The following is an 11,787-nucleotide window of genomic DNA, read 5'->3' as shown; positions in this document are numbered from 1 at the left end:
TGAGAGATTTTACTTCATATTTTAAGGAGTCTATGGATGAGCAGATTGTTATCAATTGGAGGGGGACTGGTTTTTGCGATTGTATTATCGGTGAACGCTAGCAACGCACGCGATCAAATTCGAATTGCGGGTTCATCAACGGTGTTACCTTATCAAAAAATTGTGGCTGAAATATTTGGAGAAATTTATCCTAATTTTAAGGTTCCAATTATTGAATCGGGTGGTTCAGGTGCTGGTATTAAGGATTTTTGCCGTGGTATTGGAGAAAATACAATTGATATCGTTAATACTTCACGGGCAATGAAGCCAAGTGAATTACAGTCTTGTTTTAATGCTGGTGTAAAAGATATTGAAGAAATACGCATCGGATATGATGGCATTGTTTTTGCGACAGATATAAGTGGTCCTGATTGGAAGCTGCGAACAGTAGATATTTATAGAGCACTGGCTGCTCAGGTTGTTGTGAATGGAAAATTACAACCAAATAAAATTTCGAAATGGAATGAAGTTAATAATGCTTTGCCTGATTGGGTGATAGCAGCTTATATTCCTGGAGAAAAGCATGGGACGCGTGAAATTTTTGATGAAAAATTGCTCGTTGCAGGCTGTCGAGATAGTGGCGCAGTTGAGGTAATGAAATCTTTAGGTATGAACAACAAGGAGATTCGTGATGCTTGTGTTGCTGTACGTAAAGATGGAAAGGTTGTTGATATTGATGGTGATTACTCTGAAACTTTTGCTCGTTTGACTTCTAATAAAACAGGGATTGGTGTCTTTAGTTTGTCTTTTTACGAAAATAATGCTGATAGGTTAAAGGTTGCAGATATCAATGGTTTTTCACCAAACGTTGAAACAATTTCTATTGGTAAATATCCAGTTTCTCGTCCACTTTATTTCTATGTTAAAAAAGCGCATTTAGATATCGTTCTAGGTTTGCGAGAATATGTTGACTTTTTTATTTCTGATCAAATGATTGGCTCAAATGGCCCATTGGCTGAATATGGTTTAATTATTGCTTCTGAAAAGGAACGGCAGACGCAACGTTCTGCTTTTTCTACTGGTAGCAGATGATTTTGAAATAATTTTCTGAATTTGCAGTATAGGAGTTTATTGTGCTGCGTGTTTATAAAAACTGAAAGATGATATGCGCATTTCTTTTGTTGTTTTTCTATTGTTGATTTTTGGTTTTATTGGCTTTTGCGTTTCTTATATACGAGCTCGTTATCTTGAATACGCACAGTGTAAGATGCACTCTCGTGCGTATTATTATGGCTGGTGGACATTTTTGATGGCTGTTGTCCCAGCTTTTATTTTTTTAATTTTTTGGGATAGTGGGAGCACAGTTTACTTAGAGCATAGTGCTGCACGAGAGGTAAAAGCGTATAGTACGCGCGTGGCAGAGGTTATTAACTCTGATCTTATTTTGGAGATTATCCGTAGTCTATCCAAAAATATTCATCATTTTCAGGAAAATCTTGCTAATGCATCATATAGTGAAGTGCAAGCGCAATTGTTGACGAAAGGGGTTGTTTTGCCAAAAGAGGCACCTAATGATGTGTTAAGGATAGCACAATTATGGTATTCCTCTTCTGAAAAGCTGCAATCTATCGGTTATGGCTTGTTTTTTATAATTTCCCTCGTTGGTTTTATTTTGGGAATTATGCAAGTTTCTCCACATCGGCGTGCACGCAATAAAGTTGAGTGTTTTATTGTTACTGGATTGATTGGTGCATCTATCATTGCAATTTTAACGACAGTGGGAATTGCATTTTCTCTGTTTTTTCAGACGATGAATTTTTTTCAGTCAGTATCCTTTTCAAATTTCTTTTTTGGAACGGTTTGGGATCCACGTTTTTCGGTCAGTGGTTCAGGAAATGAAGTGGGGCAATTTGGTTTAATACCGTTGCTTGCTGGAACGCTTTATATTGCGCTTATAGCAATGCTTTTTGCTGTTCCAATAGGATTATTTTCAGCTCTTTATATGGCTGAATATGCTTCGTTTCGATTGCGGTCGATTGTCAAGCCTTTGTTGGAAATTCTTGCTGGTATTCCAACTATTGTTTATGGTTTTTTTGCCTTAAAGATTATCGGGCCATTTTTACATGATCTCTCTGTTTTTCTCTCTGGTGGTGTTGGTTTTATTATGGCTCAAAGTGTTTTGACTGCTGGATTTGTGATGGGAATTATGTTGATCCCTTTCGTTTCTTCTTTGTCAGATGATGTTATCACGGCTGTTCCATATTTTTTGCGTGAAGGATCTTATGGTTTAGGAGCAACGCAATCTGAAACGATTAAAAAAGTTGTGATACCAGCAGCGCTTCCAGGGATTATAGGAGCAATTTTGTTGACAGCATCACGCGCAATTGGGGAGACAATGATTGTGGTTTTGGCGGCAGGTGTTTCGGCAAATTTAACTTTTAATCCGTTTGATGCAATGACTACAATGACAGTTAAGATTGTTAATCAATTGACGGGTGATTTTGAGTTTAATTCTCCACAAACTCTTGTTGCTTTTGCTTTGGGAATGACTCTTTTTATTATAACTTTTTTTATGAATATTTTTGCACTTTATATTGTGCGGAAATATAGGGAACAATATGAATGAGTGAGGCTTTTTTTTCGCATCGTTGCAATGTTAGTCTCAAACGTAGACATCGGGCTGAACGTCGTTTCCGAGCATATGGTTTAATTGCTATTTTTATTGGTTTTTTCTTTTTATTTGCTCTTTTATGGTCTGTCATCAGTCAGGGTTATACAGCTTTTTTTCAAAGCAAAATAACGTTATCGGTTTATTTGGATGAAAAGGTTATCGATCCAAATGGTCAACGTGAAATAGATCCAAAGATATTAATAACGGCGAATTATCCGGTTCTTGTGCGTAATGCTTTGGCAAAAAAATTTGATTTGGATAAAAATGACCGAGCTTTAATGCGTGAAATTAATCGTATGTTTTCAAGCAGTGTGCGTGTTCAATTGCGTGAAATGGTGATGAAGAATCCAAAACTTATTGGAACAACGCAGAAAATTACAATCCTAGCTTCAGCAGACATTGATTCTGCTTATAAAGGGCAGATTGATTTGCGTGTTGCAGAGAAAAACCGTAAAGTTTCTGATCGTCAGGTAGAATGGATAAGACGTTTGGCTCATGATGGTGCGCTTTATAAAACATTTAATTTTAATTTTTTTACATTTGGTGCTTCAAGTCGCGCTGAGGTTGCGGGATTAGGTGTTGCTATAATTGGCTCTTTTTATATGATAGCTATCGTTTTAATGGTTTCGCTACCAATAGGGGTGGCAACGGCTCTTTATCTTGAAGAATATGCACCTAAAAATAAGTTTACCGATTTTATTGAAGTTAATATCAATAACCTTGCAGCTGTTCCTTCAATTGTTTTTGGTCTTTTAGGGCTTGCTGTTTTTGTTAATTTTTTTGGCTTACCGCGTTCAGCGTCTCTTGTTGGTGGACTTGTTTTAGCTCTTATGACACTACCAACAATCATTATTGCGACGCGTTCTGCTTTGCGGGCTGTTCCTTCTTCTATTCGCGCAGCGGCTTTAGGATTGGGAGCGTCGAAAACACAAGCAGTTTTTCATCATGTTGTTCCTTTAGCCACACCTGGCATTATAACTGGCACGATTATTGGTGTGGCTCAGGCATTGGGTGAAACTGCACCTTTACTTTTGATTGGAATGGTTGCTTTTGTTGCAAATATTCCCGTTACGCCAATGGATCCAGCAACAGCTTTGCCGGTTCAAATTTTTATGTGGGCGGGTGAAGTAGAGCGCGCTTTTGTTGAAAAGACATCGGGTGCTATTATCGTATTGATGATTTTTCTTATTATCATGAACATTATTGCCGTTTTTTTACGCCGACGATTTGAACGGCGTTAATAACTTCGATAAAATTTGTGCTCTAAAATAAGGTAAATTCTGTAATGAAAGTTAAAATGCGTGGTCAGGATGTGAAAGTTTTTTATGGAGAGAAAAAAGCGCTCCATGGCATTACTCTTGACATCCCTGAGCATCAAGTTACTGCTTTAATCGGTCCTTCAGGTTGCGGAAAGTCGACTTTTTTGCGTTGTTTTAACCGTATGAATGATACGATTGAAGGTGCTAAAATAACAGGTTTTATTACTTTGGATGGGAAAGATATTTATGATTCGCGTATTGATGTTGTAGAATTACGCGCGCGAGTTGGTATGGTTTTTCAAAAGCCAAGTCCTTTTCCAAAATCTATTTTTGAGAATGTTGCTTATGGGCCACGAATTCATGGTTTAGTTAAATCGCGTGCAGAATTGCATGATGTAGTAGAAAAAAGTTTAAGGCAAGCAGGGTTATTTGAAGAAGTAAAAGATCGTCTTCATGATGCAGGAACAAGTTTATCAGGAGGGCAGCAGCAACGTTTGTGTATTGCGCGTGCTATTGCAGTTAGTCCTGAGGTTATTTTAATGGATGAGCCCTGTTCAGCACTTGATCCAATTGCAACAGCACGTATTGAAGAACTTATCGATGAGTTACGGAAAAAGTATACAATTGTTATTGTGACACATTCGATGCAACAAGCCGCACGTGTTTCTCAATATACAGCGATGTTTCATTTGGGACACTTGGTAGAAGTTGGTAAAACTGAAATGATGTTCACTTCACCAAGAGAGCAGCGTACACAAGATTATATTACAGGGCGTTTTGGATAAATGAATTGAGGAGTGTAAGGTATGTCTATGAACCATACTGTCCGTTCTTATGACGCAGAATTAAAATATTTAGAATCAAAGATTATGCAAATGGGGGGACACGCTGAAAAAATGGTTCAACGTTCTGTTGTGTCAATTGTACATAATGATCTTCAGCTTGCTACTACAGTTATTGCTGATGATTTATTTTTGGATGAAGCAGAACGTGACATTGATGAAAAGGCAATTACGATTATTTGTAAGCGTCAACCGATGGCTGTTGATTTGCGTGAAATTGTTGGTGCTATTCGCATATCTGCTGATCTTGAGCGGATTGGAGACATGGCCAAAAATATTGCTAAGCGTATGGTTGCTATTTCAGAGGCTCGTCAACCCGCAGCCTTTTACTGTAGACTAGAAACGATTACAGCTTTGGCACTCAATCAGCTGAGAGATGTCTTGAATGCTTATACAAGTCGCTTATTGGAACATGTTGATGCCGTACGTGAACGTGATGATAAAATTGATACTCTTTATACTGCTCTTTTTCGGGAACTTTTGGCTTATATGGCAGAAGATGTGCACAATGTAACGGTTTGTACGCATTTGCTCTTTTGTGTAAAAAATATTGAACGTATTGGTGATCATGTTACCAATATTGCTGAAACACTGCATTATATCATAACAGGTTGTCATATGTCTGCTGATCGTCCTCGCGATGATCTTACATACAAGGTTGGGATAAGAAAAAAATAGATTAAGGATTAAGTATTTGATATATAAAAATGATTTTTATTGGTGACAGGAGATATTGCGAACTTTTTTCAGTATAACCAAAGAAGAGATGTGATGTACGTATATGTTATGGATGATGATAAAGAAGTAAAAAAGATTTTTAAAATTTAGTATTACAAATTTTTAAGTTTTTGATTTGGTATGTTTGAATATAGGGTGATATTATTATCTACGTTTTAACCAAAGGAAGAGCTTCTTTTTGATCATTTTATTAAAATTTGTGCTGAAGGGAATATTCTTATCTGTAACTTTAATATTAGCGTGATGGTTTTAGTTTTTAATCTCTTGATATTAAAATAAATGGTGTAGTCTCATGTTGTGTGTTAAAGCGGAGACTATCTTAAATTTTGATGGTATTTTTAGAGGTTATATTAAGTGATTCTTAAAATCGTACAGAAATTTTGTATATTTTATGACATTAATTAAGAATTTTTTATTTTCTTTTCACATAAATGTCTTTTATGACATCTTGTTTGAATCTTTAAAAGACATGGAAATGTGTTGCATAAAATGAAAAAAGATCGTTTTACTATTTTTATGATTTTCTGCCTAGCATCATTAATTACTGGGGGATGTACCTTAAATCACTTGAGTTTTAGAAAAGTAAATGACAACAAGAAAGCAAAAGCCGTAGTTTATCCACTGACTGAGCGTCAATGTCTTATGCGGGCAATGTATTTTGAATCAAACCGTACAAGTCGTGAAGGAATGATTGCGGTTGGGACGGTTGTTATGAATCGTGTTAATTCAAGTGCATATCCAAAGACGATTTGTGGTGTTGTTGGTCAACACAAGCAGTTTGCTCCCGGTGTTTTGACGCGTCCTATGACTGAACCAGCATCTGTTGCACGTGTTAAAGAGGCTGCTGATGCTGTTTTACGCGGCGAACGGGATAAGAAAGTTAAAGATGCTATGTTTTTTCATACTGTTGGCTACACTTTCCCTTATAAAAACATGCATTATGTTCATGTTGCAGGAGGCAATGCTTTTTATGAAAGGCGTGCGCGTGATGGTTCGCGTCAAGTTCCTGCTAATAATCGCCCTTATGATGTCGCTTTTGCTTTTGCTCAAGAACGCGCTGGCAATGCGCCGAGTTTTATGGATGTAGACTTAGCAAGTAGTGGAATAAAGGTAGAGGCAAAACAAAATACATCTCTTGCAATAAATGTAGCGCAGACGAATAAGGCGCGTACCAAGCCTCTTATTGTTGTGCGACTTGATAAGGTTCCTATCCCCACATTTGCACCTGATCGCACAAATCAGAAAAAAGAAACAAAATCAGTTGTGGCATATGCTATGCCTTCATCTGATCAGTTAAATGCAGTTGTTGCGATGTTGGAAGAACGGTACAGAAACCGGTAATTCTTTCATAATCAAGGAAAGGGTATTGGTAATGTGCCTTGACATTTATGAGGAAATTTCACCTGAAATGCTTAATCGTCTTGCAGAAGTTGCTGTAAGAATAGGGCTTAATTTGCAAGAGGGGCAACATCTTATTTTGACTGCTCCAGTTGTCGCTTTACCTTTTGTTCGGCGCATTGCATATCATGCTTATAAGGCAGGCGCTGGTGTGGTTACACCATTTTTTAGTGATGATGTATTGTCGCTTATGCGCTTTGAAAATGCACATGATGCAAGTTTTGATTATGCGCCTTCTTGGTTTTATGAAGGAATGGCAAAGGCTTTTAGAAATGGTGCTGCACGCTTAGCAATTACTGGTGATGATCCTTTTTTGCTTTCTAACCAAGATTTAAATAAGATTGCGCGTTTAAATAAGGCTACTTCGATAGCGTATCAGCCTGCGCTTAAAGAAGTATCTAATTTTGCTATGAACTGGTCGATAGTTGCATATCCAACCGCAGGATGGGCTAAAGCGGTGTTTCCTTCTTTGCCGCTTAATGAAGCAATTAAGAAGTTAGCCGATGCAATTTTTGCGGCTTCACGTGTCACAGAAGATGAACCAGTGCGTATATGGAACGCGCATAATGCAATTTTAAAGCAAAGGTCATCTTGGCTTAACGAACAGCGTTTTTCTGCTTTGCATTTTACGGGGCCGAGTACCGATTTAACGGTTGGTTTGGCAGATGACCATGAATGGCACGGTGGTGCATCAGTGGCTCAAAATGGTGTTGTCTGTAATCCTAATATTCCAACAGAAGAAGTGTTCACGACTCCTCATGCTTATAAGGTTGAAGGTTTTGTTCGTTCGACGAAGCCACTTTCCTATCAAGGAGCACTCATTGATAATATTGAGATGCGTTTTGAAGCGGGACGTGTTGTTGATGCACGTGCTTTGAAGGGGGATAAAGTTTTGCAAAAGGTTTTGCAAAGCGATGAGGGAGCAAGTCGATTAGGCGAAGTTGCTCTTGTTCCGCATTCGTCACCGATTTCTAAGAGCAATCTTCTTTTTTATAATACATTATTTGACGAAAATGCCGCATGTCATATTGCTTTAGGGCAATGTTATTCTAAGTGCTTTCTAGGCGGTGCATCCCTAACAGCAGAAGAGATTGTGGCACGTGGTGGTAATAAAAGTATGATCCATATTGACTGGATGATTGGGTCAGGTGAAATTGATATAGATGGCATTACGCAGGATGGCACAAAAATTCCTATATTTCGCAAAGGTGAATGGGCTTAATATTTTTTTGTAAATGCTTAATCATTGGAAAAATGGATGCCAGAGCTTCCTGAAGTAGAAACGGTTCGTTGTGGGCTTGATCCGGTTTTAACGGGCGCAAAGATATTATCAGTTACACTTAATCGTCAAAATTTGCGGTTTCCTTTTCCAGAAGCGTTTTCTGAACGGCTTGTGGGGAGGATGATTCTAGAGCTTGGTCGGCGCGCGAAATATTTGTTGTTTTATCTTTCACAAGATGAAACGATTTTAAGTCATTTAGGAATGTCAGGATCTTGGCGTATAGAAGATAGAGTTTTAGGAAAAGAATGTTCTCTTGCAGAAAAATTTGTTGTGCATGATCACTTTATAATGGATGTTCAGGCAAAGAACGGCAAAGTTTATCGTCTCACTTATAATGATTCTCGTCGTTTTGGATTTATGCTTTTAGTGGACACAGGTAGGCTTTATGAACATCCGCTTTTAAGGAAGTTAGGTCTTGAGCCTATAAGTAATGCGTTTTCTGGTCATTATTTACAAAAGTCTTTTATGAATAAAAAACAATCTCTCAAAGGCGCTTTGCTGGATCAGTCTATTGTTGCGGGTCTTGGAAATATTTATGTTTGTGAAGCGCTTTGGCGTAGTCGCTTATCTCCCCAGCGTGGTGCATTTACATTGGCACTAAAAACTACTCGTGCACGTGAACTTGCAGATTCTTTAGCACAAAATATACGAAACGTAATTTCTGAAGCAATTTTATCTGGTGGATCTTCTTTACGTGATTATATGCATGTCGATGGCTCACTTGGTTATTTCCAGCACACGTTTTCAGTTTATGGTCGCGAGGGGAAAGAATGTTTGCAATGTGGGATGTCTATAGTGCGTATTTTACAGTCAGGACGTTCAAGTTTTTACTGTCCACAATGTCAAAAGTGAATAAGGTGGCTTGAAAAATTTAAGAAGAAGCTTAAAGTCACACTTGCAATTGTACAAGGCTTGAGAGGGTTTTATGCTGAGTAAAGTACTGACACATCTTGATGAGAATATAGAAAAGAGTCTTGAGCGCCTTTTTTCTCTTTTACGTTTCCAGTCAATTTCTACAGATCCTTCCTATAAGGATATCTGTCGCAAAACCGCGGATTGGTTAGTGGAAGATTTAAAAAGTATTGGTTTTAATGCTTCGCGTCGTGACACGCTTGGCCACCCAATGGTTGTTGGGCATCACCCAGGTGCTTCAGAAAATTGTTTACATGTGCTTTTTTATGGACATTACGATGTTCAGCCTGTTGATCCACTGAATTTGTGGGAAGATGATCCGTTTGAACCTTCTTTAAAAGAACGAGGGGGAGAAAAGGTTATTTGTGCGCGTGGTGCTTCAGATGATAAAGGCCAACTTATGACTTTTATTGAAGCATGTCGTGCCTTTAAAAAGGAAACTGGACAGCTCCCTGTTAAAGTTACTGTTTTGTTTGAAGGAGAAGAAGAAAGTGGATCTTCCTCTTTAATTCCTTTTTTAAAAGAAAATATTGATGAATTAAAGGCTGATTGTGCTTTAGTTTGCGATACAGCAATGTGGGATGCAAATACACCATCAATTGCTGTTGGTCTTCGGGGTATTTTGGGAGAAGAGATCACTGTTATAGCAGCTAGTTGTGATTTACATTCTGGTTCTTTTGGAGGACCAGCAGCCAATCCTATTCGTATTTTAGCTAAGGTTTTAGCTGGACTTCATGATGAAAATGGTCGAGTGACTCTTCCTGGATTTTATGATGGTGTGGAAGAAACACCACCGCATATTTTGCAGTCGTGGAATGAGCTTAATTGTAACGCTGAGACATTTTTGGATCCTGTCGGTCTTTCCATTCCTGCTGGTGAAAAGGGGCGGAGTATTTTAGAACAAATATGGGCTCGTCCTACCGCAGAAATTAATGGCATCAGTGGCGGCTATGAAGGCGAGGGATTCAAAACAGTTATTGCTTCTAAAGCAAGTGCAAAAGTTTCTTTTCGCTTAGTGCATAAACAAGATCCAGAGAAAATACGTCAAACTTTTCGTGATTATGTGCAAAGTTTTATTCCTGCTGACTGTACAGTTGTATTTAAGGAGCATGGTGCTTCTCCAGCGATTCAACTTCCCTATGATTCACCTTTTATCAAGGCAGCGAAAGATGCTTTATCACAAGAATGGAGCAATCCAGCTTTACTAACTGCTATGGGTGGTTCGATTCCGGTTGTTGGAAACTTTCAGTCAATTCTTGGTATGGAAACGGTTTTGGTTGGATTTGCACTGGATGATGATCGTATTCATTCGCCTAATGAAAAATACAATTTAAAATCGTTTCATAAGGGGCAGCGGTCTTGGGCTCATATACTTGCAACTTTAGCAAAAATAGGAGGATAGATGACAGATATTCGTGTTCATCAAGGTGATTTACCAAACTTGGACAATTATAAAATCGATTCTGTTGCGATTGATACAGAAACTTTAGGGTTACAACCGCACCGTGATCGTTTATGTGTTGTACAGCTTTCTTCTGGAGATGGTACTGCTGACATTGTGCAGATTGCTAAAGGGCAAAAGAGTGCTCCCAATTTGGTTAAATTACTTGAAGATAAGGCAATCACTAAAATATTTCATTTTGGGCGTTTTGATCTTGCTATTTTAGCGCATACATTTGGCGTTATGCCAGATGTTGTTTTTTGCACAAAGATTGCCTCAAAACTTACTCGTACTTACACGGATCGTCATGGGTTGAAGGAAATTTGTAGCGAATTGTTGAATGTAAATATTTCTAAACAGCAACAATCTTCTGATTGGGCTGCGGAAACTTTATCGCGTGCGCAAATTGAATATGCGGCATCAGATGTTTTATATTTGCACCGTTTAAAAGATGTGCTTGAAGAACGCTTAAAACGTGAAGAGCGGGAAAATGTTGCGAAGGCATGTTTTCAATTTTTGCCGATGAGAGCAAAACTTGATCTTTTGGGGTGGCCAGAAGTTGATATTTTCGCGCACAGCTGAGTTTTAAAAATCGCTTTTAATCGAATGGTAGAAAAATTGTTGATGCAAAAAACAAGATGCCTGTCCATTTATATATGGGATGGGTGTTTTTTGTTTCTTTGTCTATTTTTTAATGATAGCGTTTTATCGTATAATTCTTATGTAGTAGGCGCTGTTTAATTTGAAGATAACATAATGAAAATGCATTTCTGAATATATGCTTTTTTGTGTTGTAATTTTTTTTATATACAACAAGAAAAAATAAATATTTTTATAGGGAAGTGGTGGCAGAAAAATATGGGCAATGATGCTGCCGTGAGGGTTTTGTATATATGCTTGAGGGGGTTATATTGGTAAAGAGAAAACATTCGTGTGGTTTAATTTTATAGGAGGTTGTGCATTGCATTTTTGGGGCGTTTTTTTTATTTATAAATTATTGTTGTTTTCTTATAAGAAATTAGAAGAGGATCCGTTATGTAAATCCATTATGGATATAAACATGGAGGGAAGCCTATGTGTACGAAGTGTTTTATTATAGCTTATATTGCAGTTTTTTCTTCGGTTTCTGCTTCTGAGAAAAGTTCGCATATATAGTTGCTCAAAAGTTAGAAAAAGTTTCTTCCATGGTTTTTTAAATTTTACTTTTTTGTTCAATAGTTTAGCAGTTTTTTTAGTGAAGCTTTTCGAATGAATTCTTATGTTAA

The 11,787-nt window shown here is 37.7% G+C and carries 10 protein-coding genes; all 10 read left to right on the top strand.

Features of this window, described 5'->3' with window-relative positions; all coding sequences use genetic code 11:
- The first annotated feature begins 36 nt into the window (after positions 1–36).
- The 10 genes from V4B18_RS00735 to V4B18_RS00690 all read left to right on the top strand — a co-directional run bounded on the left by V4B18_RS00735 (position 37) and on the right by V4B18_RS00690 (position 11,104).
- Positions 37–1,071, top strand: a complete 1,035-nt coding sequence (locus tag V4B18_RS00735) for a PstS family phosphate ABC transporter substrate-binding protein (RefSeq protein ID WP_455475954.1) — start codon at positions 37–39, stop codon at positions 1,069–1,071.
- 73 nt (positions 1,072–1,144) lie between these two features.
- Positions 1,145–2,605 carry a phosphate ABC transporter permease subunit PstC gene (gene pstC, locus V4B18_RS00730; RefSeq protein WP_455475953.1) on the top strand — a complete coding sequence of 487 codons (1,461 nt, stop codon included), beginning with the start codon at positions 1,145–1,147 and terminating at the stop codon, positions 2,603–2,605.
- The gene (gene pstA / locus V4B18_RS00725; protein ID WP_455475952.1) at positions 2,602–3,891 is read left to right on the top strand and encodes a phosphate ABC transporter permease PstA; all 1,290 of its coding nucleotides are present in this window, start codon (positions 2,602–2,604) and stop codon (positions 3,889–3,891) included. Before pstC ends, pstA begins: the two co-directional genes overlap by 4 nt.
- Positions 3,892–3,935: 44 nt before the next feature.
- The gene (pstB, locus tag V4B18_RS00720; RefSeq protein WP_455475951.1) at positions 3,936–4,694 is read left to right on the top strand and encodes a phosphate ABC transporter ATP-binding protein PstB; all 759 of its coding nucleotides are present in this window, start codon (positions 3,936–3,938) and stop codon (positions 4,692–4,694) included.
- Between the two features lie 21 nt (positions 4,695–4,715).
- Positions 4,716–5,429: a phosphate signaling complex protein PhoU gene (phoU, locus tag V4B18_RS00715; RefSeq protein ID WP_455475950.1), complete on the top strand. Its 714-nt coding sequence runs from the start codon at positions 4,716–4,718 to the stop codon at positions 5,427–5,429.
- A gap of 549 nt (positions 5,430–5,978) precedes the next feature.
- On the top strand, positions 5,979–6,830 hold the full coding sequence (locus V4B18_RS00710) for a cell wall hydrolase (protein ID WP_455475949.1): 852 nt from the start codon (positions 5,979–5,981) through the stop codon (positions 6,828–6,830).
- Between the two features lie 31 nt (positions 6,831–6,861).
- A complete protein-coding gene (locus tag V4B18_RS00705) occupies positions 6,862–8,109 on the top strand; it encodes an aminopeptidase (RefSeq protein WP_455475948.1) in 1,248 nt (415 codons plus the stop codon).
- A gap of 36 nt (positions 8,110–8,145) precedes the next feature.
- Positions 8,146–9,021 carry a bifunctional DNA-formamidopyrimidine glycosylase/DNA-(apurinic or apyrimidinic site) lyase gene (mutM, locus tag V4B18_RS00700; RefSeq protein WP_455475947.1) on the top strand — a complete coding sequence of 292 codons (876 nt, stop codon included), beginning with the start codon at positions 8,146–8,148 and terminating at the stop codon, positions 9,019–9,021.
- A 73-nt stretch (positions 9,022–9,094) separates the two neighbouring features.
- Positions 9,095–10,483, top strand: coding sequence for a dipeptidase (locus V4B18_RS00695; protein ID WP_455475946.1), 1,389 nt, complete (start codon positions 9,095–9,097; stop codon positions 10,481–10,483).
- The gene (locus tag V4B18_RS00690; protein WP_455475945.1) at positions 10,484–11,104 is read left to right on the top strand and encodes a ribonuclease D; all 621 of its coding nucleotides are present in this window, start codon (positions 10,484–10,486) and stop codon (positions 11,102–11,104) included.
- Positions 11,105–11,787: the final 683 nt, after the last annotated feature.

This window comes from Bartonella sp. B17 (assembly GCF_053795755.1).
This window is presented reverse-complemented; position numbering and strand designations above follow the sequence as displayed.

What these genes read in the sequence shown, in the direction of transcription:
- pstA (WP_455475952.1), top strand. Translation starts at nt 2,602, where the DNA reads ATGAGTGAGGCTTTTTTTTCGCATCGTTGCAATGTTAGTCTCAAACGT.
- V4B18_RS00735 (WP_455475954.1), top strand. Translation starts at nt 37, where the DNA reads ATGAGCAGATTGTTATCAATTGGAGGGGGACTGGTTTTTGCGATTGTA.
- V4B18_RS00710 (WP_455475949.1), top strand. Translation starts at nt 5,979, where the DNA reads ATGAAAAAAGATCGTTTTACTATTTTTATGATTTTCTGCCTAGCATCA.
- pstC (WP_455475953.1), top strand. Translation starts at nt 1,145, where the DNA reads ATGCGCATTTCTTTTGTTGTTTTTCTATTGTTGATTTTTGGTTTTATT.
- V4B18_RS00690 (WP_455475945.1), top strand. Translation starts at nt 10,484, where the DNA reads ATGACAGATATTCGTGTTCATCAAGGTGATTTACCAAACTTGGACAAT.
- mutM (WP_455475947.1), top strand. Translation starts at nt 8,146, where the DNA reads ATGCCAGAGCTTCCTGAAGTAGAAACGGTTCGTTGTGGGCTTGATCCG.
- V4B18_RS00695 (WP_455475946.1), top strand. Translation starts at nt 9,095, where the DNA reads ATGCTGAGTAAAGTACTGACACATCTTGATGAGAATATAGAAAAGAGT.
- V4B18_RS00705 (WP_455475948.1), top strand. Translation starts at nt 6,862, where the DNA reads ATGTGCCTTGACATTTATGAGGAAATTTCACCTGAAATGCTTAATCGT.
- pstB (WP_455475951.1), top strand. Translation starts at nt 3,936, where the DNA reads ATGAAAGTTAAAATGCGTGGTCAGGATGTGAAAGTTTTTTATGGAGAG.
- phoU (WP_455475950.1), top strand. Translation starts at nt 4,716, where the DNA reads ATGTCTATGAACCATACTGTCCGTTCTTATGACGCAGAATTAAAATAT.